Source organism: Peribacillus saganii (assembly GCF_003429095.1).
Classification (GTDB): Bacteria; Bacillota; Bacilli; order Bacillales; family DSM-1321; genus Peribacillus; species Peribacillus saganii.
On sequence record NZ_QVTE01000041.1, the window covers coordinates 1 to 21,164 of the forward strand.

The window sequence follows — 21,164 nt, forward strand, 5'->3', positions numbered from 1 at the left end:
TTAATCTTATTTACTAAAAACTGTTGATTTCTACTTGACGGTTACAACTTGTCCTTTGAGAGCATTATTGTTGTTCGAAAATCTAATGAAGTAAGAGAAGGACGGATTCCGGCTCAACTCAAGAAGAAGAACACATTATGGTATGCCGCTTGGGAATAGAAACGACCTTACCAGCGAATGGCTGCAAGAGCGAGGCTTCAAAATCAAAAATATGATTGGCGGTATGGCTAGTGGAAAGGCAATGTAGAGAAATAAACCGTAATCAGGATGTTGGGTAGCTATAAATATTATATTTCGTTTTCCTTTTTAAAATTAATAGTCTGCTTAAAACTAAATAATCCTGATAAGTTATTATATCAACTCACCAGGACTATTTTTATAACTTCCACAGCTGATTGGAAGTGAACTTACCCTTCCATGGATAAACATTACTTCTTTTTTTCTTTAATCTGTTCCTGGATTCGTTCTAATTCTTCTAATGACAGTTCCCCGAGCGATTTTTTAATTTCTGCTTCAAGCTGCTTTCGGGAGCTTTCCCGATATTGATCCCACCACTTCCGAAGCCCCTCTGTATTATTCAGCAGGTATTCGATATCGATTTCTTCAACTTCATCATCTGATAAGTAATTCAATACAGCTGCTAACATGCGTTTCAATTCCTCAACTTCATCTTTATTCTCCTCATTAGGCAATACATCGTCTGTGCCCTTTTCCGACTCATCTTTGATTGCAGCAGGCTTACGCGGCATTTTTTCCCTCCATCTATTTTTGATATATTACTTTTTAGTATCTCCATAAAAAAAATACCAACTAACTTTTAATTTAATTGATTTCAATAGATGGTCAGCAAAACATGATCCCAAAACCAAGCGATGTGGAAAGTACCTTTTAAAATTTTATTAGAAAATATGAAAATGTAAAATGATATAGTGACGATGTGGTCACGACTGAATGGGGGAAGAAAAATGCCACTCATAAACAACGTAAATGGAATGAACTTTTTACGAAATCAAGGGAAATGGAGATGTTCCCGTCAAACATAAACGGTAAATATCAAAACAACTTGTAAATCGGGTAAAAATAATTGTAGAACAGCACGAGTGAAAATTGGAGCATCTCTCCAGTTTTCCTCTTGTTTTTTGTTTTTAAAGGCAGAGGAAAAAGACTGAAAAAGCGGGAGTTCCCTGAAATACATACCGTTGGTGCGTCAGCCAGATTTAATCAAACGTTTGATTAAAAGCCTGAAAATACAGGATTTAAGGGAGTTTTGGGGAGAAGGAAAAGAGAGAAAAAGAGCAGAAACAGAATTGGAAAAAGAAGAGAGAAATGCAGGAATGACAAGGGTTTGTGAGAAGGGAAGATTTACCGTTATTGATTTTCAACTACAGGAGAGCTCATTTTATTCCTGCATGGAATGGGGCTTTTGTGCGAGGTGGTAGCCACAGTGGGACTATTTCTTCAGTAAATTTAAAATGCTTATGATTGATTTAAGAGCTCATGAAAAGTCCGGAATGGATTTCCCCAATAATCAATTTTCCTAAAGTGATGGTGGAGTATGTAAAACGTTTCCTGGATACTTGGCAGCTTAGAAAAGTGCATGTGGCAGGAGTGTCCATGGGTTCCACTGTTGCCCAGATGCTGGATATACGTGATAGAGGTTTCCAGCATGGGATAAATAATAAAACAAAATTCTCTATTAAAAAACTGGTCTAGAAAAACTTGACCAGTTTTTAAATTCACTAAAATATCTTTGTCAATATATTAGAAAACGGTGATTCATCCAGTTTTTTCTATATAAAGAAAGCGGGAAGAGGTGTTTCCCGCTTTTATTTAAAGGTGATCTGTTTTCTTGGAATAGTTGTTTTTTCCCATCTCTGCATTATGCTCTGCCAAAATATTTTTTTGACGGTTTTTTTCATTATTATCTTCAGGTCTTTTATCATCATCTTTTGTCGTAGGATTGGATTTAACCACGTTAATCTCTCCTTTCTCCTTTTTCTGACATTAATGTTTGCCTGAAAGCATCCTTTTATGTATGGGATGAGAGTTTTCTTATTGGTTTACTGAAATAGACACTTCTTCAAATGCCAACACTGTTTTTCCAAATGATTCTATTCATGGTTCTTTGATTTCCTTCACACATTATAGATAGGGGGTGAGTAACCATGGCAGATGCAAATGGTGTACTAAGACCTATCGAGGGTACGATATTCCATAGAGAATTGACGTTAAGTAACGAAGAATTAGATAAGTTTCAAATGGGAACGGATGCTAATTCATTTTTAAATCGTGCTGGATTATCCCGTGATGCATTCGCAGTTAATCGTGAAAACTTCCTGCGTTAAAAGAAAGAGCGGCCCACATCGGGTCGCTTTTCTTTATAATGGATGCATCTTAATACCTATAAAAAAGGAATAGAACCTCAAACTTTTACATTCCCTTCATAGAGGATTAACATTGCTGAAGTAAATTTAAGATAAAAGTTCCATTATTTCTTACTAAGGATGGGAGTAGCTATGAAAATAGTCACAAAACTTCAATTTTCCTCCTTGCAGATTTCAGAATCATTATCCTTCTCCCATGTTTTTCAGCCAATTTTTTCACTGCAGGATGATAAACTCTATGGATATGAAAGCCTGCTGAGAGGAAAGAATATTCAAAATCCGGAAGTTTTATTTGCTTTGGCAGAACAACAGGACAAGCTGTACGATTTAGATATATCTTCCGTTCTACAGAGCATTATCACCTTTGATGCACATCTTCTAACAAGTGGTCAGGCACCCTATCTTTCCGTCAATGTATTTCCTTCTTCTCTGCTGAAGCCCTCGTTTTTGTGGATGCTAGAGGGTCTGATGAGAAAGGTAAATCTTCCATCTAACCGAATTATGCTGGAACTTAATGAAGCAGAGACTGTGCAAGATTTGACAGGTTTGCAGGAAATGGTCCATTACTTAAAGAGTGCAGGATTCATTATTGCTCTTGATGATCTTGGCAAGGGGTATTCTTCGTTAAGAATGGCTCTTGAGCTGCAGCCTGATGCTATTAAGCTCGATAGATATTTTTGTATTGACCTAGAGCATAGCTTAAAAAAACAACGGTTTTTGGATTGGATTGTTTCCTATTTTAAGGAAGAAGGTATATCCGTAACGCTTGAAGGAATCGAAACCCATTCACAGTTAGACATTGCAAGGCAAGTCGGTGTTCCATACGGACAAGGTTATATTCTAGGGAGACCGCAACCATTAATAAAATCTCACATTATGAAATGAAGGTGGTTGTATGCAATTAACGATTGGGGATATTGCAGAAGAGGCAACAATAGTATCGCCTTTCAATAAGTGTGAAGATGTCTATGCAATTTTTAATGAACATGCATCTTTAGAAGGAATCGTTGTTTGCACAGATCAGCACGCTGTAGGATTAGTGATGAAAACACATTTTTACCAGAAGCTTTCAACTAAGTATGGATTCGATCTCTTTATGAAGCGTACCGTGGATCTGGTCATGAACAAAAAGCCGCTTGTAGTAGAATATTCTTTACCTATTGCTGAAGCAGGGGCCCTCGCTATGAAACGTAACCTGGATCATTTATACGATTATGTTATTGTAATAAAACAAGATCGGCTATATGGAATCGTAAGTATTAAAAATTTACTGATAAAGTTGGCAGAGGTACAAGTCCAGGTTGCCCGTTACTCCAATCCCCTTACTGGACTCCCAGGAAACTATGCGATTGAAGAGACACTGCAGGAAATATTGGCTGAAGAGAACTTTAGTGTGTTATATGTCGATATAGATACTTTCAAGGTGTTTAATGACTCCTATGGTTTCAAGGAAGGTGATGAATTAATTCGTGCAACAGCAGATATTATCTGTGATATCGTTTTAACCACTTGTAATCACCCATCTTTTGTTGGGCATATTGGGGGTGACGACTTTATTGCAGTTCTTCCCAATTATAACTATGACCGGATCTGCCGATCCATTATTAGCCGTTTTGATCAATTGGTAAGAAAAGTTTATTCTGAAGATGAAATAAAAAAGGGATATGTAACAGCAATCAGCAGAAAAGGGAAGCTGGAAAAGTTTCCATTAGTCAGTATATCAATTGCCGTTATAACTAACATCAATATGTCCTTTGTAACGGTAAAACAATTAAGCAAAGAAGCGGCTAAAGTGAAAAAAAGATGTAAAACCATACCTAAAAGTGTTTTTCTTACCATGGAGGATTGTTGGGAAGAAGTAATGCCTTTTGTTACAGAGTAAAAAGAGGTTGATCATTGCATCTGCCTCTTTTTTGTCTTAAGAAGGTATACCTGGTGTTAGGAAAAGTTCCTGCTAATCCCAACATGTTCTAAATTTTAAGGTTAATTTTCTTGTTTTCAATCATGTTGTCCTAAAAGAAACTGCAGGTTAATGAGGCCAAAATAACAAACGGATGATGACTACAGCCATGTGTAATCACTGGAACAGAAAACGGAAACATTTCCTTATCTTGCTATGGCCGGAATAGAATAGTACCCCTTTGATGCAGGAATGCTAATCCATGCAACACTATTTTTAAGGAGTGAGCATAGATGAGAGAAGGGACAAAGATCATTCTTTCGGCTATATTGCTGACCGGGTTGGCGGGTTGCGCAGGAAACAATGACAATGCAGGTGATATAGGTAATAGGAACAATAATGGCGATAATGGTGTGCAAACCAGAAACGTTGCTAACAACGGGAATCAAAGCCGCGATAATGTAAGAGTTTCAAACAAACTGGCACGTAATGTGGAAAAAATGAATGAAGTTGACGACGCAAATGTTATTGTGACAAATAATGATGCCTATGTTGCAGTCAGATTGAAGAACAATGGCAATGGAAACAATAATGGCGGAAATGGCAATGGCAACGATAATGGAAATCCGTTAGGGGTTAGGAATAATGACGGAACTGGTGACGGCAATGGTAATGGAATTGGGGCTGGGTATGGACTAGGCAACGGAACTAATGACAACACAGACCGCACGGGCGGAATCGTAGGTGCCAATGATGGAGATGTTGGAATTGGAGATAATGCCAATAATTTAGGGGATATGAATCTCGGCAACAACAATAACAATGGAAATAACGGAAATGGCGGAAACGGCAACAATGGCGGTAACAACCGCGATGAGTATAGCCGTGTTTCAAATGCTTTTGAACAAAAAGTTGCCGATCAAATTAGAAAGGCAGACAGAAAAATCAATAACGTTTATGTATCTACAAGCCCTGATGTATATAACAATATGACTGACTATGCAGATGGCCTTCGCGGAGGCAATAATAATGGTGAGGGTTTATTTGAGGACTTTAATGATACAGTAGGAAGGTTTTTTGGCAACGATAATAACCGATAGTTTCAGGAAAAACCGCTTGGGTTTAAAATTGCAACCCAAGCGGTTTTTTACATGTAAAGCGAAAAAGTTAAGACAGGAAAATGTGTATTAAACTTACTGTAGGAAACAAGCAGCAGAGGTAATCGTAGAATAAATACTCCAACAAAATAAATAACCCTGAAAAATAATCCAGTGTGGTCAGCATATCATCGGAAAGTGGAATGTTTATCGTTGTCCATAAACCGATTTACCGGTTGGTTTATATTCTGCTATAGCAATTTTGCGTAATTTTATTTATTTGCGGCCTTTTTTAAAAAGCTGTGATTGTATTGTCAATCCCCGCACCATGTTCCTTCAAAAAGGCTAAATAAACAAGACCAAACCACTATGTGATTCGGTCTGATAATAATAATCTTTAGAATAACAGTCCTATAGCTCCATGCTTAAGTATCGTTCGCCAGTATCCGGTGCGATGCAAAGCACTTTTTTCCCGGTTCCTAACTTCTTGGCAACTTCGATGGCTGCGTATACCGCAGCACCTGCTGATGGACCTACAAAGATGCCCTCTTTGCGAGCGAGTCCCTTAAACATCTCAACTGCTTCTTCATCCGCAATTTGAAAAATTTCATCATAAACATCTGTGTTTAATATATTAGGAACAAAACCTGGGCTTGTGCCTACAAGTTTGTGCGGGCCAGGTTTTCCGCCTGACAGGACAGGCGAGCCTTTTGGTTCTACAACGGCAACATAGAGTTCCGGAAGCAATTCTTTGAGTTTTTCCCCCGTACCAGTAATGGTTCCTCCAGTACCTGCGGTTGCAATAAAGGCGTCGAGTTTGCCTTCCATTTGTTCAAAAATTTCAATCGCTGTAGTAGTACGATGAATATCCGGATTCGCCTTATTTTCGAACTGCTGGGGTATAAAACTGCCCGGAATCTCATCATGCAGCTGCAGTGCCTTTTCAATAGCACCCGGCATTTTCTTTTCAGCTGGAGTTAACACAACTTCAGCACCGTAAGCTTTTAAAATATTTATTCTTTCCTTTGTCATATTATCAGGCATAATCAGTATTGCACGATAGCCTCTCGCAGCAGCCGTCATGGCAAGCCCTATTCCTGTATTCCCACTGGTAGGTTCTATGATTGTATCCCCCGGCTTTACTAAGCCTTCGTCCTCAGCTGCCTTAATCATATTATAAGCTGCCCGGTCCTTAACACTACCTGAGGGGTTAAACATCTCAAGCTTCACATAAACCTCGGCTGCATTTTCCGGCACAAGTCTGTTTAATCGTACAACAGGTGTCTCCCCAATTAAATCTGTGATATTATTAACAATCTTCAATTTCAAAACCTCCATGTTAGCCAAAGTACAAACGTACTCAAATTTTATCTATATAGTATCAAAAGGCAGAGCGTAAATAAAATTCCCTGTTTTTACAGATGTAGAATTTACCTGTTATCGCGGCTGTTTTTTTACCCATCCTAAAAAAGGAGGTGAATGCCATGCCGCATAGAAAACCAGTTGAATTCGGCAAGCTGCTGGACAAGAGGAATGATCTTACTGGTCCTGATGATGCAAATAGAAGAGACTTTCCGAAACGCCCGAATCATGTATCAATCGACCAAGAGTCCGGAGAAAGATACACAGATAAATAATTACAGATACAAAAATACAGGTATCCTCTCCTGTATTTTTATTTTTAGGAGGATTAATCCTAAAAAGTAGATATTTCTAGCTTCAGCATCCAGCCCTTTAAGTGTTGTGAACGAGTAGCTGTGACAACCTTTTGTTGCGATTAAGGCAATGGCAACCCTGGTCATAAGCCAGGTACTTCTTGTCGTAATTTCGGCAGGCTCTATACCAGTTGGTTTTTTCGTTTTATATGATGGGGAAGAAATCGGATCTTATACAAGGAATTCTCATGCATGCTGCTAAGGGCCTTTTCTATTAGCCATGCTGATCAAGGCAAAGGCTATGCCGATCAAGGTTTGCTATGGCTAACGGAATTTGTGAAAGAACATTTCCCGCATATTGAAGAAATTGTGTTGGCAGTTAATGCAAGGAATATACGAGCCAAACATTTATATTTGAAGAGCGGATTCTAAGATAGCATAGTGACAAGAGTAGGCGCAGTTGGTCCTCAGCATATTATAGTTTTTACCATTTTTTAATAAATCGCTCCTGTTTAAATTTGGGTAATATTGATATATAACAGTATCCCGATACCTGTATTGAATTTTTATGGTGAAAAGATGCTTTTAAGATCCTTGCTTATGCAGGTTCGGGCAATAGGAGCACTTTTGATGTCCAGGTATTTTATAGTAGTAACAGCAGGTAACACGGCTGAATTGATCCATTGCTTCCTCAGGTGTTTTTCCCCTCAAAAAACGTTTGAAGGGTGAAGACCGTTCAACACCCGACCACGTTTGTGAATCGAGCAAAATATTTAAATCATGGCTTGCTTTGCTTTGGATATCACTTGGTTGACGGAGAAGCTGGACATACATCCACAGCACATACCCCCATATGTTTTCCCACAATACATGTTGAGAACTATTTGTCTCATATGACACGGATTTGACGATTTGGCGGCAATCGAGGCAAAGAATTCTTTGAATTTCCGCAAGGATATCTGCTTCATCCTGTATTTTTTCCCAGTTTCCATCGGACAGCACCCACTGGGGGAACCAGCTTCCATTGACAACATGGTCTGCGAGTCCGATCCTGCTTAAATGTCCAGTCCATTTTACCCTGAACTTGCATAACGCAAATAAACGAGCTGTAAAAATAAATGCGGCACAACGAGTAACCATGGAAGCAGTGACATATGGCTGTTCTGAATTGGTCTTTTGGCTCACCAATTCGAGCAATGGAGCTAAGTCACCATCGAAACAGGCTGACATGGTTGCTCCGTTTTGAATTACATAATATTGTTCCAGTTCTTTCCATATTTCTGTTTCTTGTGCCACTTAATAACACCTCTATTTAATTAAATCGTACGAAATCATTGCGGGTTTGCTTGTACGTGGGTCAGTGACAATAGCTGTTTCGATATTAAAAACTTTTTTCAGAACTGGGGCAGTCATTACATGTTCAGGAGTTCCCTGATTGATAATTTCCCCCCCGCGCAGCGCGACCATATAGTCCGCAAACCTTGCAGCATGATTTAAATCGTGGATTACCATAATGATTGTGCGTCCATCATCTTCGTTCAATTGTTTTAGTAACTGCAAGACCTCCAGCTGATGAGCCAGGTCAAGGTAAGTTGTTGGTTCATCCAGCAGCAGCAAATTTGTCTCCTGAGCAATTGCCATAGCTATCCAGGCGCGCTGTCTCTGGCCTCCTGATAGAGTATCTACTGCTTGGTTTTTAAATTCGGTTAAACCGGTGACATTAAGAGCCCACTCCACCATGTCCCGATCATGCTGCGATAGGCGTGAAAACCCTGACAAATAGGGGGTACGCCCATAGGAGATTAATTCATAAACCGATAGTCCGCCGGGAGCTTCAGGAGATTGCGGCAAAACCGCCATCTTTTTTGCGATCTCTTTAGTAGGTGTTTGGTGAATCAGTTTTCCATCCAAATATATAGCACCAGATGAAGCGGGATGCAAACGGGCCATCGTCTTTAAGATTGTCGACTTGCCGCAGCCGTTTGGACCAATGATTGCCGTAATTTGCCCTGAAGGAAAAACAAGATCCAATTCTTTTACAATCGTCCGTTCTTCGTATCCAATCGTAAGTTTTTCTGCTGTTAGTGTTGTCATATTCATGCTCCTTACTTCGTTTTTATCAATAAATAGATAAAATAGGGGGCGCTTATGATTGAAACGATCATTCCAGCCGGAATTTCAAGGGGAGATAAAATATTTTTCCCAATCGTGTCAGCTATTAGTAAAATAAGGGAACCAAGCAGAGCCGAAACCGGAATCATTACCTGGTGTTTTGGGCCGACAATTCGACGTGCTATATGCGGCGCAATTAACCCTAAAAATGCGATTCCACCTCCTGCAGCTACGCCTAAACCAGCCATTGCAACCGCGAGAACTAATAGAATCAGCCGTTCTCGATTGGAACGGACACCAAGTCCAGTTGATAACTGGGCGCCCAGGTTCAATACATTCAGTGTATGGGACTTATAAATTGTATAAGGGATTAGTACCACATACCATGGCAAAAGAGCCCAAACATACTGCCACTGGGTTGCCCATAATTCACCTGAGAGCCAAATGAGTGCCTTCATGAAGTCCTGGGGCTCAAGCCTTAATTGAATAGCAATTAAGATAGCATTTAAGCCGGCATTCACTCCAACACCAACCAAAACTAAGCGGATGGATTGAAACCCCTGCTTCCAGGAAAAAATTACAATTAAACCGGCTGTAACCAATGCACCAAGAAAAGCAAACAGAGGGAGGATAAAAGTATTTAAAATGCTGAGGCTGCCGGCAGCATTCTGAAAAAATGCAATATAAATAATAACGGCAAGCCCTGCGCCTGAATTAATTCCCAAAATCCCCGGGTCAGCCAATTCATTCCGGGTAATTCCTTGTAAAATGACTCCCGAAATAGCCATTCCTGCCCCGACCAGAAGAGCCAGGATAATACCCGGCAAGCGGAAATCGAATAAAATCAACCGCTGCTGCTGAGTTCCCTGTCCGAGAAAAGTCTGGAACACCTCAGCAGGTGAGATGGATACAACACCAAGGTTCAGGCTAATCAATCCTGCAATCACTAGGAGGGCAAATAAAATTAGCAGGACCCACTTAAATCTAACACGGGGGTGAATCATGATGAATGGCCCCTTTCACTTCGAACCAAATATAAGAAAAATGGTACTCCAATCACTGCTGTCAGCACGCCAACCGGTGTTTCAAACGGAGGATTTATCATTCTTGTACCGACATCAGCTAATAATAGAAGCAGGCTGCCGACTACAGCAGAGACAGGGAGAAGGAAGCGGTAATCTGGACCAATAAGCATTCGGCAGATATGGGGGACAACCAGGCCAACAAAGCCAATTGCTCCAGAAACTGCTACGGAACTGCCAGTAAGAAGTAAAACTGCCAGTACACTTAATGTCCTGATAAGATTTAGATTAATTCCAAGGCCTTTTGAGACATCTGCACCCAGGCTAATCAGGGTTAGAGGGCGTGCAAGAAAGGGGACTATAAGGATACCAACTAAACCAATTACCGCCAGCATTTTCACTGAACTCCAATCGATTCCTGCCAGTCCTCCGGCATACCAGAAGCTAATATCCTTTGAAGCATTGGAATATAGAGCAATTATAGAAGTAAATGAACTCAGGAACATTCCAATTGCAACACCGGCCAGCGCCAGCTTGACAGGTGTCATTCCACCTTTGGAAGCAGCAGCTAACCCAAATACTAAAACTGCCGTTAAACCAGCACCAACCATTGCAGCAGCCGTTGCCCCTGTACGCGAAATATTTTCTGTAATCGCCATGCTTACTACCAGGGCAAAAGCAGCTCCGTACGAAATTCCTAATAATGATGGTTCGGCGAGCGGATTCCTCGTCAGCGACTGCATAATCGCTCCTGAAATCGCCAGAAAAGCTCCAATCATGGCAGCGGCTAATGCCCGGGGAAGACGTATATCATGGATAATTTGGTGTGAGGTTGTTTCAGTATTGTAGTTAAATATAGCGTCCCATAGGACTGGAAGCTGTAAGTTTTTCGTTCCGTATATAAGGGATAGTAATATAGAAGCCAGGATTGCAAGCAGGCCAACCGTCAAAATTAAGGACATCAATGAACCGCGGCCAGCAGGTTTCTCCATTTTGTGATCTTCCATCTTTGCCATGTCCTTTCAACCTTTCTATGATTCCGAAAAAATTGAGAATCATTTTCATTAAGACCAGTATAAAAGTATACTCGAATAGTTTCAATAAAAATAAGAATTAAGACATATCAAAAACATATCAAAACAGTAAAATGTCAGAAGATGATTGACATCACTTATGATAATGATTATCATTACCAATATATGCGATTTAGGAGGACAAGCTGGATGACTCGAGCTAAATTATTTTCAGGTATACTGATAAGCATATGTTTTGGTCTATTCTTATCAGCGTGCAGTAACGGAGAGAGCGAAAGCAAAGATACTAAAAAAGAAGAAGTTAGAACTGCAACAGATGCTATGGGAGAAGTCACCATCCCGGCAAATGCCGAAAGAATTCTTGCCCCTAACATGGAGGATTCCCTTCTTGCACTAGGAATAACTCCACCTGCGCAGTGGGCAATCGGAACTACAGTCCATAACTATCTGCAGCCGCAATTAAAGGATGTACCAACGATTGAGTGGGATCTTCCACTGGAACAAACCATTAATGCAAAGCCTGATATAATTATATTTGGCTCGCCCGGTTCAATCCAAAATGGTAAATATGAAGAATACAAAAAAATTGCACCAACATACGTATTTAAAGAGGAAGAAAGTGCGGACTGGAGAAAACAGCTTCAGGTGATGGGTGAAATAGCAGGAAAAGAAAAGGAAGCAAAAGCAGTCTTGGAAGATTATGATGCTAAAACTAAGGAGCAGGCTGCAGAATTAAAGACCGCAATTGGGGACGAAACAGCAGCTATACTATGGGTAATTGGAAAACAGTATTACCTGTTTGAAAATTCCCGATTTGCTGCTAATGTTCTATATACAGATTTAGGTGTTACCCAGCCTGAAATGATTAAGGCACTGCCAAAGGCGGAAGCAGCATGGAACCCTATCTCTCTTGAAGCGTTGTCAGATCTGGATGCAGATCATATATTCCTGGCCAGTTTGCCAAATGAACCGGGATTAGCCAGCTTGAAGGCAAGTTCCGTTTGGAAAGGACTTCCCGCTGTAAAAGCAGGAAAAATATATGAAATGGAAGACCCAAGCAATTGGACAAGCAATGGCCCGATTGCCAATAATATTACAATGGATCAGATTGTATCAGTAATAACTAAGAAATAGCTTAATAATTGGCAACAAATCCCTGTTTATATAAAATAATTCCAACAAGGAATAGGAAGTAAAAAGCTGACTCGAAGAAAGTAACCTTTTGAGCAGCTTTTTTTATTACATTTTTACAAATTCAATTGAATTTTTTAAATCTCTTCTTTTCAATTAGTTTTTTCAACAAGGGAGAAGGAGTGAAAGCAATAGTTGGAATGCCTAATGTTAATCATCAATCTTGAGAAACAAGGTATGTGGTTATAGAAGATGGCTATGTTTGAATAAAAGTGGAAAAGCTTGAGATTTTAGCTGCTTCGGATTATGATGTGATTACTCAAAAGCAGAATAGGTGAATTCAATGCATATATTATTTTTTGCTCCATATTTTAATCAGCCGAGAGGCAACTCGACAACAATTAAGCGGATTGTTCATTTTTTACAGCTGCGAAATATAAACGCATCTGTAATACCATATCTCGAAAAGGATAATTGGTATCTGCCTAATGCTGATATTTTTCATATTTTGCACGCCACTCGTTTCGTTAAGTGGTCCAGCGAAAACAATTTCATATTAAATCGTCCATATGTTCTTACAATGGGCGGTACTGATATTAATATTGATTTGAAGCCTGACATGGATGGAGATATGTTTTCGTTTATAAACGATGCCAGCTTTATTACTGTATTCACAGAGGATGCAAGAGAAAAGGTGGGCAAATTATATCCGCGCTGGCTGGAAAAAACGAAAGTGATTTCCCAGGGGGTTTGGCTGCCGTGGGGTATTTCGGAGATACAGGATGCATTAGATCCCCGAATTTTGCTTCCTGCTGGGCTGCGGCCTGTAAAGGATGTCCTGAATGTACTTCCTGCACTTGATCATTTAGTTGAGGTTTATCCAAACATTGATTTTTCCATTCTGGGCGCCAATTTGGATAATGATGTATTTAATCAGGTGCAAAGTGCTGCCAGCGAGCGTAAGTGGATGAAATATGCCGGTGTTGTGCCTTATGAGGTGATGAAAATCTGGTATGATAAGGCCCAAATCATCATTAATACTTCAATATCTGAAGGCCAGTCACTTGCAGTTATGGAAGCTATGGCAATGGGGCGTCCGGTCATTGCTAGAAAGAACGCAGCCAATGAAGCTCTGATAAGACATGAACAAACAGGATGGCTGTATGATACAATGGGTGAATTTATTGAAGCTGTTCATTCTATCGTTAGGAATGATGCACTCCGGGAAAAGGTTGTCCGGCAGGCAAGGGAGTGGATTTCTCAGCACAATTCGCCTGAAAAAGAGGCAGAAAGCTATAGAAATCTCTATGAATTAGTATTCTTTCATATAAACAATACTGAGTGATTTGCAGTCGCCAACAGTACAAATAAGAACAATTATAAGCAGAAGGGAGCTTCGAAGGACACTCCGTTTGGTGTCAACGTTTGGCACAGGGCGTGCCAAACGTAATCAATGTTAATTTGTTTGGCGCACTTGAGTGTTCTTAATCAGAATCTTCCCAGTAGGAAAGGTCCATTGCTGCATCCAAAGAGAAATCTCCGGGGCCTGTCATTGCAATTCCTAAGGCAACTGCAATGAGCACGAGGTTATATTCAATTCCTCCCTTATCAGAAAACAAGCCATTCTTTCCATGAACTTTTAATATAGCGACAATCATTGGGATGATAATGAAGATAGCTGCTAAAGGAGTTAACAACCCAAGTAAAAATAATATTCCGCCAGCAAGTTCGGTTAACCCGGCCATAAGAGCCATCGTTTTTCCAGGCTTAAGCCCCAATTGTTCAAAGAACGCGCCCGTGCCAGCAGGGCCGCCCCCGCCAAACAGACCAAATAATTTTTGAGAGCCATGTGCAGCGTAATAAAGGCCAACGACAACACGTATAATTAAAAGTCCAAAATCCTCCATATATAGCCCTCCTATATAAAGTTCTTCAGTTTAATATCACCTAAACAGTAATTTCAATTCTATCTTTTCCATCTACTTGCACGTTATACCATTAAATGTTTTTCAATTGTTTCTTATTATGAAAATAGTTTAAACTGGCTCAGCAACAATAGAGCACAAAAAACTCCGGCAAAAATAGCCGGAGTTCAATATTATATGGTTATACCTGAGGTTCATCAGAGTGTTTAGGTTTTTCCTTATAAGTGATGATCGTTCCTTTTTTGTTAAGTTCTTTAAGCTTCCATTCAACCCAAAGCTGTGCGGCGATAAAGATAGAGGAGTAAGTTCCTACTACCAGACCGACCAGGAGTGCGATGGAGAAGGACAGGATCGATTCACTTCCAAATATCATCAATGCAATAACTGTCAATGCAACCATTAAAACGGTGTTAACAGAGCGGCCTAATGTTTGGCGTAAGCTTGTGTTTACAACATCAGCAATATCTTCATACGATTTAAGCCGCTTACGCTTCTGCATATTTTCCCGCATCCGGTCGAACGTAACAATCGTATCATTGATCGAATAACCGACAACCGTTAATAGTGCTGCGATGAAGGTAATATCGACTTCAAGGCGCGTTAAACTGAAGAATGGGATTATGAAAAATACCGCGTACAACAAGGCGATAACAGCCGCAACAGCCATATGGAATTGAAAACGGAAGGTTACGAAAATAATCAATCCTAAAACAGCAAGCCCCAAGGCTTTAAGCGCGTTTTTCGCGATTTCCTTACCTACTGTAGGAGTTACGGTACTTACATTTGTATCGCCATTTAATTCTTTATTAAAATGAGTTTTTACCTCAGCAATTTCTTCTTTTGATAATACACCTTTATATCTGGCAACCCCAATGTTGCTGTCCTCACCGGAAATGATGATATCATCGGTATCAATGTCCATTTTTTGGAGCTCAGCTGAAATTGTTTCCTTAGTCAATGCTTTGTCGGAAAGAACCTCAATCCGTGTGCCCGAGGTGAAATCGATACCAAGGTTTAAGCGGAATACTGCCAGTACGATGATTCCGATTGCGAGAATTGCACCTGAGAAAACAAAAAATTTACGGCGGTGCTTAACAAAGTCAAAACGGTCAAATCTAGTAGGGAGATCAAGAGTATCTACATTTTCAGAGAGGTCGTGGATCTCACTCCGCTTAACACCAAACCAGCCCGGCTTATTATTGAAAATACCGCTGTTAACCCAAAGACCAAGCAGCCATCTGGAAAGGTACACGTTTGTAATAAAGCTTCCTAAAATACCAATAATCAAACTTGTTGCAAATCCTTTAACAGAGCTTGTACCATAAAAGAATAATACAGCGCCCGCTAAAAGGGTTGTCAGGTTAGCATCAGTAACCGTGGAGAATGAACTTTCATTCCCTGCCTTAAATGCGTTCTTAATCGAGCGGCCAACTTTTATCTCTTCACGAATCCGTTCATACGTGATGATATTGGCATCAACCGCCATACCTACTCCCAAAATAAGGGCCGCAATACCTGGCAAAGTCAGCACCACATTCATCCAGTCAAATACAAGGACAGTTAAATAAATGAAGATGGTTAAGGTGATTGCGGCAATAAAACCTGGGAAACGGTAATAGAAAATCATAAACAAGAACACGGCCGCTACACCAATAATACCGGCAATGACAGTCTTATCCATAGCTTGTTCCCCGAATGAAGCACCCACGGAAGTGGAATAAATCTCATCGAGCTTGACTGGCAGAGCACCGGCATCAAGAATATCAGATAATTGCTTTGCTTCCTCTACTGTAAAGCTTCCTACAATCGAAACAGTATCTTGATTAAATACCTGGCTGACTGTTGGAGCTGAAATGAATTTTGGATCTTTTTTAGTGATTTCTTCTTTAAATGAGTCTTTTCCCTCTTCAAAATCGAGCCAGATGACCAACACATTATTACCTGGTCCCATTGCCACGATTTTTTCTGTTACTTCACGGAACTTGTTACTGTCCTTTAACTTTAGTGATACACTTGGCTTTCCGTTTTCATCAAATGTTTGATCCGCTCCGCCTTCGACGAGGTCAGAACCATCCATCATGATATTATCGTTCGCATCACGGAATGTAAGGTTCGCTTCGGTTGACAAAACTTCCCTTGCCTGGTTTTGATTTTCTACACCAGCCAGTTGGACGCGAATACGGTTGTCGCCTTCAATTTGGATATTCGGTTCGCTTACACCGAGAACGTTAACACGCCTGTCCAAGGCTTCTGCGGTGCTTGCCATTACTTCGCTATCAATTTTTTGCCCCTTTTTAGCCGGGTTGACTTCGTACAGGACCTCGAATCCTCCTTGGAGATCCAACCCAAGCTTAATATTGCCCAGGATGTCTTTAGTCGTTGTCCCTAATAAACCTCCTGCTAAAACAAGAAAGCATAAAAAGGCGATAATACGACCTCTTTTTACCATTGTATATAGATCCTCCCTTGATATTAGCCATGCCTAGCAAATTTCGGCACCAAATGGCCTTCTATCATATAAATAACTGCTGAATCCTTATTTGGCGATCTCTTCACTGATACCATATTAACCGCTGAAAAAACCAACACTCTCATTATGGGATAGAATGAAATGGCTGTCAATTACGCGTAACCTCTATTTCCAATTGGTTCAAAGGAAATCTGGTTCCAATTTCTTCCCTCTTTTTCAATTGCATTTTAAAAAAGAGTTCATTAGTATAAATATAGTCAGTTCCACGCATTATCCAGGTATAAAGATCAAAGAAAATAGGATATCAAAGATGGATCACAAAATTTTAAAATGGATGTAGATAATTATGTCAAAAAATTCAAGGCACTTAGCCAGCATATCATTAGCGATTATGGGTACAGGATTTCTTGCGACTATTCCTTTTCAAGGGTCCCTTCCAATGGGTTTATTACATGGCGGTTTTGAGGCTGGGCTTGTAGGAGGTCTGGCGGACTGGTTTGCTGTTACTGCTTTATTCAGGCATCCTCTGGGAATTCCAATTCCGCATACGGCTCTCCTTCCGAAAAATCGTAGCAGAGTGACCAAAGCGCTGGTATCTACACTTGAAAACGACTGGCTTTCAAAGGAAAGTATCCAGGAAAAAATCAGCAAAATAAAAATAACAGAGAAACTGGTGCCTGTTTTAGAAAAGCAGCTGCATTCTCCTGCGTTAAAAGAAGGAATGAAATCCCTTTTCAGGGAATTGATTTTACTAGTTAATACAGAAAAACTTGTTCCTTTTATTGAAAAGGAATTAAAGGCAAATCTCTCCCTGATTAAAATAAGACCGATTGGTGAAATGATTGTAAAACAGGCTCTTGAAAGAAAGTACGAGGAAAAGGCGTTTGATTTTGCCCTAGAGAAGGTTGACGAATGGGTAAATAAAGATACCCAGAAATATGAATTAGGAAGAATTGCTATTAAGGCACTAGATAACATTGAGCTGGACGGGATCCTGCAGTTTGCCATGAAGTCGTTCAGGAGTATGATAAATGAAGACAAGCTCGGAAGCATTCTCCAACGACTATTGAGTAATGCAATAAACGGGCTGCGGGAGCCGGATAGTGTAAACCGTGAAGAACTGTTGAATCAGCTGCGTAACCAGCTATCTGCTCTTCCTGGAAATAATGACGTAATTGATGAGCTGGAAAATTTAAAAGAAACTCTGATTGAACAATGGAACCCTGTTGAGAAAATAACTGAAACCTTACAGAAGTATCAGCAAAAGCTCCTAATCATGGTTCAAGAAGACAAATTTCTAGATGAATACATTCTTCCTGGCATAACAAGGTTATCTAAAAAATTAAAAGAAGATGAATCTACACTAAATAAGATTGAAGATTTTATCCAAAAACAAATAGCTTCACTGATCAGTGAAAATCATTCCAAAATTGGCAACCTTGTTAAGGAAAATTTGGATAAACTTGACACGGACTCCCTTATAGAAATGATGGAAAATAATATTGGAAAAGATCTGCAATGGATTCGTGTGAATGGAGCCGTGTGCGGATTTTTGATCGGAATCATATTAACTGGATTTAAAGCTGTATTTTGAGCTGTAGAAATTAACATTGCTTAATAAAACTCACCAAATTTTCCTTTTGGTGAGTTTTTCTGCTGCTTGTATAATCCTGATTTTTAGGGTAAAACGGCAGGGGAAATCGTGATGCTTAAACTGAGTTGATTGTTATTCAAAATCGTGGAAGGGGCATAGGGATTTTTGGCAAAAAACGTATCAATAATATGTAGAGGAAAGGATAACCGCTAATTCCAAGCAAATTTTTATGCCGATTCGTATAATTTTTGCTATAATAAAAAATTGTGAGAGAAAGTGTATCAACTGAATAAATCGCCCAAAATACATTTAAATCTTGCAAATTTAAATTGATAGGTGGCAAACAAAATGACAGAAACAAAACCGTACAGAGTATTGCTGTATTATCAGTATGTAACTATAGAAAATCCTGAGGAATTTGCAGACCAGCATAAAGCGTTCTGCGAGGAATTAGGACTCAAAGGCAGAATATTGGTTGCAAAAGAGGGTATTAACGGAACGGTCTCCGGTACAGTGGAACAGACCGATAAGTATATGAATGCAATGAAGAGTGACCCGCGTTTTGCTGATATGGTGTTTAAGATTGATGAGGCGGAAGGACACGCTTTCAAAAAAATGAAGGTCCGCCATAGGCCAGAACTGGTAACATTAAGGCTTGAAGATGATGTGGACCCACATAAGGTAACCGGCACATATCTAAATCCAAAAGAGTTTTACGAAAGACTGCATGACGAAGATACAGTCGTTCTGGATGCGCGTAATGATTACGAATATGATCTTGGGCATTTCCGTGGCGCAATCCGACCGGATATCCAGAATTTCCGTGACCTGCCGGATTGGGTCCGGGAAAACAAGGACATGCTGGAAGGCAAGAAGATTGTAACGTATTGCACAGGCGGTATCCGCTGTGAAAAGTTCTCAGGATGGCTTATTAATGAGGGCTTTGAAGATGTTTCCCAGCTTCACGGCGGTATTGTAACATACGGAAAGGATCCTGAAGTGCAGGGCGAACTTTGGGACGGGCAGCTATATGTTTTTGATGAAAGAATTGCAGTACCTGTTAACCGGAAGGAACATGTAGTGGTTGGCCGCGATTATTACACTGGCGAACCTTGTGAACGCTATGTAAACTGCGCAAACCCTGCCTGCAACAAAAAAATCCTTTCTTCTGAAGAAAATGAACATAAATATATGCGCAGCTGCTCACACGAATGCCGTACGGATGAAAGTAACCGTTACGTTATAGAGCATGGCTTGACTGAAGAACAAGTAGCAGAAAGACTGGCTAAAATTGAAGAGGAAGCTGTGAGATAGTAATGGATGAAGTACCCCCTGATTGGTTCAGGGGGGTTTTTTGCATTGTAATCGATTTTTCATGATTCCTGTAGAAAATAATCAATGGAAATCAGAAAGGCCTTTTTCTCTTATAATTTCATCTCAGCGAAATGGAGAATAAGCTAGTATCGCAAAGAGTTTCAATCTTATCAAATAGGATGAGAAAACGAAGGAGCAGCTTTTCAGTAAGAGCACATTAATTGATTTTTTTTGATTAATTAATTACGGTATAAAAAAAGGCCGCAAGATGCATCCTTTTTACGATAAAGATTTTAGATGGGGGTAATCTATATGAATGAAAAATACAGACCGTTATTTGAACCATTGTCGTTTCGCAGTGGTGTTGAGCTCAGCAATCGTTTGGTGATGGCACCGTTAACTAATTACTCATCCAACGAAGACGGTACAGTTTCGGATGCTGAACTTCGTTATTACAGCCGACGTTCGACAGGGGTAGGGATGGTATTGACCGCTTGTATCAATGTGACTGAAAATGGCCAGGGCTTCCCGGGCGAATTTGCTGGATACAGCGATGATTTTATCCCAAGTTTGCAACGACTTGCAAATGCGATAAAAGAACAGGGTGCGAAAGCAGTACTGCAAATATTTCATGCGGGGCGGATGGCACCGCCTGATTTAGTTTCGGACATTGTCAGTGCAAGCGCAGTTCCAGATCCAGATACAATTCCGGTAACACCTCGTGCACTGGAAGAATCTGAAGTCGAAGAGATTATCAAGGCGTTTGGCGAAACCACAAGACGTGCAATAGAAGCGGGATTTGATGGCGTGGAAATCCATGGCGCAAACACTTATTTGATTCAGCAATTTTTCTCAGGCTTCACTAACAGGCGAGAGGACCGTTGGGGAGGCAGCTTCGAGAAACGGCTGGCTTTCCCTCTTGCTGTCGTCGAAGAAGTGCAAAATACTGTTAAGCAATATGCGGACCATCCGTTTTTGGTCGGTTACCGCCTTTCTCCAGAAGAAGAATATCCGGAAGGAATCACGATGGATGATACGCTTGGTTTAATTGATGCTCTCACTGCTAAGGAACTGGATTATCTGCATATTTCCCAACAGGATTTCTGGACAAAGCCGCATAGAGGCGGAGAATTGGACCGAACCCGTATTGAACAGATTTATGACCGGACAAAAGGAAAGACGGAACTAATTGGAATTGGCAGCCTGTATACGGCAGATCAGGTTTTGGCTGCTAAAAATACCGGTATCCCTCTTGTTGCACTAGGACGCGGAATCATTATTGAACCTGACTGGGTTGAAAAATTGAAAGAAGGAAAGGAAGATGAAATTTATACAACTCTTCTTCCTACAGCAGAAAGAAAGCAAGAGCTGGAAATTCCTAATCCTTTATGGAATATGATTACGACAATACCTGGCTGGTTTCCTCTTGAAAAATAACGCTTAATACACGATGCCATGAACCATATCTCGGTTCATGGCATTTTATTGTGCGCCCGGCATGGGTGCAGTCTATAGGGTGTGAGTCC

The 21,164-nt window shown here is 40.3% G+C and carries 20 protein-coding genes; 11 read left to right on the top strand and 9 right to left on the bottom strand.

Going from position 1 to position 21,164, the window contains the following annotated elements:
- Positions 1-428: 428 nt before the first annotated feature.
- Positions 429-749 carry a hypothetical protein gene (locus tag D0469_RS14285; protein WP_117327421.1) on the bottom strand — a complete coding sequence of 107 codons (321 nt, stop codon included), beginning with the start codon at positions 747-749 and terminating at the stop codon, positions 429-431.
- A 1,081-nt stretch (positions 750-1,830) separates the two neighbouring features.
- On the bottom strand, positions 1,831-1,974 hold the full coding sequence (locus tag D0469_RS14300; RefSeq protein ID WP_117327424.1) for a DUF3941 domain-containing protein: 144 nt from the start codon (positions 1,972-1,974) through the stop codon (positions 1,831-1,833).
- A gap of 191 nt (positions 1,975-2,165) precedes the next feature.
- Between D0469_RS14300 and D0469_RS14305 the strand changes: the two genes are divergently transcribed.
- From D0469_RS14305 to D0469_RS14320, 4 genes are all read left to right on the top strand, one after another.
- The gene (locus tag D0469_RS14305; protein WP_117327425.1) at positions 2,166-2,345 is read left to right on the top strand and encodes a hypothetical protein; all 180 of its coding nucleotides are present in this window, start codon (positions 2,166-2,168) and stop codon (positions 2,343-2,345) included.
- A gap of 171 nt (positions 2,346-2,516) precedes the next feature.
- Positions 2,517-3,269 (top strand): EAL domain-containing protein, encoded by a 753-nt coding sequence (locus D0469_RS14310; protein WP_158553492.1) that lies wholly within the window; start codon positions 2,517-2,519, stop codon positions 3,267-3,269.
- 10 nt (positions 3,270-3,279) lie between these two features.
- Entirely contained in the window at positions 3,280-4,266 is a 987-nt protein-coding gene (locus D0469_RS14315) for a GGDEF domain-containing protein (protein ID WP_117327427.1), read from the top strand.
- 311 nt (positions 4,267-4,577) lie between these two features.
- Entirely contained in the window at positions 4,578-5,384 is an 807-nt protein-coding gene (locus tag D0469_RS14320) for a YhcN/YlaJ family sporulation lipoprotein (protein ID WP_117327428.1), read from the top strand.
- A gap of 408 nt (positions 5,385-5,792) precedes the next feature.
- Here the strand turns inward: D0469_RS14320 and cysK are convergent, their stop codons facing one another.
- Positions 5,793-6,719 carry a cysteine synthase A gene (gene cysK, locus D0469_RS14325; RefSeq protein ID WP_407675747.1) on the bottom strand — a complete coding sequence of 309 codons (927 nt, stop codon included), beginning with the start codon at positions 6,717-6,719 and terminating at the stop codon, positions 5,793-5,795.
- Between the two features lie 146 nt (positions 6,720-6,865).
- Between cysK and D0469_RS21160 the strand changes: the two genes are divergently transcribed.
- Entirely contained in the window at positions 6,866-7,018 is a 153-nt protein-coding gene (locus tag D0469_RS21160) for a hypothetical protein (RefSeq protein WP_158553494.1), read from the top strand.
- A gap of 270 nt (positions 7,019-7,288) precedes the next feature.
- Positions 7,289-7,468 (top strand): GNAT family N-acetyltransferase, encoded by a 180-nt coding sequence (locus tag D0469_RS14330; RefSeq protein ID WP_117327430.1) that lies wholly within the window; start codon positions 7,289-7,291, stop codon positions 7,466-7,468.
- Between the two features lie 153 nt (positions 7,469-7,621).
- On the opposite strand, the gene D0469_RS14335 is transcribed toward D0469_RS14330, so the two are convergent.
- Genes D0469_RS14335 through D0469_RS14350 form a run of 4 tightly spaced genes read right to left on the bottom strand, consistent with a single transcriptional unit; the run spans position 7,622 to position 11,177 of the window.
- A complete protein-coding gene (locus D0469_RS14335; RefSeq protein ID WP_117327431.1) occupies positions 7,622-8,332 on the bottom strand; it encodes a (2Fe-2S)-binding protein in 711 nt (236 codons plus the stop codon).
- Between the two features lie 12 nt (positions 8,333-8,344).
- Positions 8,345-9,130: an ABC transporter ATP-binding protein gene (locus D0469_RS14340; RefSeq protein WP_117327432.1), complete on the bottom strand. Its 786-nt coding sequence runs from the start codon at positions 9,128-9,130 to the stop codon at positions 8,345-8,347.
- A gap of 11 nt (positions 9,131-9,141) precedes the next feature.
- Entirely contained in the window at positions 9,142-10,152 is a 1,011-nt protein-coding gene (locus tag D0469_RS14345) for a FecCD family ABC transporter permease (protein WP_117327433.1), read from the bottom strand.
- Positions 10,149-11,177 (bottom strand): iron ABC transporter permease, encoded by a 1,029-nt coding sequence (locus D0469_RS14350; protein WP_233523066.1) that lies wholly within the window; start codon positions 11,175-11,177, stop codon positions 10,149-10,151. The genes D0469_RS14345 and D0469_RS14350 overlap by 4 nt, the downstream gene beginning before the upstream one ends.
- 216 nt (positions 11,178-11,393) lie before the next feature.
- Here D0469_RS14350 and D0469_RS14355 point away from each other — a divergent pair, with 216 nt between their 5' ends.
- Together D0469_RS14355 and D0469_RS14360 are read left to right on the top strand one after the other, a co-directional pair.
- On the top strand, positions 11,394-12,338 hold the full coding sequence (locus D0469_RS14355) for an ABC transporter substrate-binding protein (RefSeq protein ID WP_117327434.1): 945 nt from the start codon (positions 11,394-11,396) through the stop codon (positions 12,336-12,338).
- A gap of 340 nt (positions 12,339-12,678) precedes the next feature.
- A complete protein-coding gene (locus D0469_RS14360) occupies positions 12,679-13,680 on the top strand; it encodes a glycosyltransferase (protein ID WP_117327435.1) in 1,002 nt (333 codons plus the stop codon).
- Positions 13,681-13,819: 139 nt separating this feature from the next.
- Here the strand turns inward: D0469_RS14360 and D0469_RS14365 are convergent, their stop codons facing one another.
- Together D0469_RS14365 and secDF are read right to left on the bottom strand one after the other, a co-directional pair.
- The gene (locus tag D0469_RS14365) at positions 13,820-14,242 is read right to left on the bottom strand and encodes a DoxX family protein (protein ID WP_117327436.1); all 423 of its coding nucleotides are present in this window, start codon (positions 14,240-14,242) and stop codon (positions 13,820-13,822) included.
- 199 nt (positions 14,243-14,441) lie between these two features.
- On the bottom strand, positions 14,442-16,709 hold the full coding sequence (secDF, locus tag D0469_RS14370) for a protein translocase subunit SecDF (protein ID WP_117327437.1): 2,268 nt from the start codon (positions 16,707-16,709) through the stop codon (positions 14,442-14,444).
- Between the two features lie 367 nt (positions 16,710-17,076).
- Between secDF and D0469_RS14375 the strand changes: the two genes are divergently transcribed.
- The 3 genes from D0469_RS14375 (at position 17,077) to D0469_RS14385 (ending at position 21,075) form a co-directional block, all read left to right on the top strand.
- A complete protein-coding gene (locus D0469_RS14375) occupies positions 17,077-18,324 on the top strand; it encodes a DUF445 domain-containing protein (RefSeq protein WP_117327438.1) in 1,248 nt (415 codons plus the stop codon).
- A gap of 348 nt (positions 18,325-18,672) precedes the next feature.
- Positions 18,673-19,638: an oxygen-dependent tRNA uridine(34) hydroxylase TrhO gene (gene trhO / locus D0469_RS14380; protein WP_117327439.1), complete on the top strand. Its 966-nt coding sequence runs from the start codon at positions 18,673-18,675 to the stop codon at positions 19,636-19,638.
- A gap of 312 nt (positions 19,639-19,950) precedes the next feature.
- Positions 19,951-21,075 carry an NADH-dependent flavin oxidoreductase gene (locus D0469_RS14385; protein ID WP_117327440.1) on the top strand — a complete coding sequence of 375 codons (1,125 nt, stop codon included), beginning with the start codon at positions 19,951-19,953 and terminating at the stop codon, positions 21,073-21,075.
- Positions 21,076-21,164: the final 89 nt, after the last annotated feature.

Coding starts and splice junctions, on each gene's coding strand:
- D0469_RS14285 (WP_117327421.1), bottom strand. CDS start 749: ATGCCGCGTAAGCCTGCTGCAATCAAAGATGAGTCGGAAAAGGGCACA.
- D0469_RS14305 (WP_117327425.1), top strand. CDS start 2,166: ATGGCAGATGCAAATGGTGTACTAAGACCTATCGAGGGTACGATATTC.
- D0469_RS14310 (WP_158553492.1), top strand. CDS start 2,517: ATGAAAATAGTCACAAAACTTCAATTTTCCTCCTTGCAGATTTCAGAA.
- D0469_RS14315 (WP_117327427.1), top strand. CDS start 3,280: ATGCAATTAACGATTGGGGATATTGCAGAAGAGGCAACAATAGTATCG.
- D0469_RS14320 (WP_117327428.1), top strand. CDS start 4,578: ATGAGAGAAGGGACAAAGATCATTCTTTCGGCTATATTGCTGACCGGG.
- cysK (WP_407675747.1), bottom strand. CDS start 6,719: ATGGAGGTTTTGAAATTGAAGATTGTTAATAATATCACAGATTTAATT.
- D0469_RS21160 (WP_158553494.1), top strand. CDS start 6,866: ATGCCGCATAGAAAACCAGTTGAATTCGGCAAGCTGCTGGACAAGAGG.
- D0469_RS14330 (WP_117327430.1), top strand. CDS start 7,289: ATGCTGCTAAGGGCCTTTTCTATTAGCCATGCTGATCAAGGCAAAGGC.
- D0469_RS14340 (WP_117327432.1), bottom strand. CDS start 9,130: ATGACAACACTAACAGCAGAAAAACTTACGATTGGATACGAAGAACGG.
- D0469_RS14345 (WP_117327433.1), bottom strand. CDS start 10,152: ATGATTCACCCCCGTGTTAGATTTAAGTGGGTCCTGCTAATTTTATTT.
- D0469_RS14350 (WP_233523066.1), bottom strand. CDS start 11,177: ATGGAAGATCACAAAATGGAGAAACCTGCTGGCCGCGGTTCATTGATG.
- D0469_RS14355 (WP_117327434.1), top strand. CDS start 11,394: ATGACTCGAGCTAAATTATTTTCAGGTATACTGATAAGCATATGTTTT.
- D0469_RS14360 (WP_117327435.1), top strand. CDS start 12,679: ATGCATATATTATTTTTTGCTCCATATTTTAATCAGCCGAGAGGCAAC.
- D0469_RS14365 (WP_117327436.1), bottom strand. CDS start 14,242: ATGGAGGATTTTGGACTTTTAATTATACGTGTTGTCGTTGGCCTTTAT.
- secDF (WP_117327437.1), bottom strand. CDS start 16,709: ATGGTAAAAAGAGGTCGTATTATCGCCTTTTTATGCTTTCTTGTTTTA.
- D0469_RS14375 (WP_117327438.1), top strand. CDS start 17,077: ATGTCAAAAAATTCAAGGCACTTAGCCAGCATATCATTAGCGATTATG.
- trhO (WP_117327439.1), top strand. CDS start 18,673: ATGACAGAAACAAAACCGTACAGAGTATTGCTGTATTATCAGTATGTA.
- D0469_RS14385 (WP_117327440.1), top strand. CDS start 19,951: ATGAATGAAAAATACAGACCGTTATTTGAACCATTGTCGTTTCGCAGT.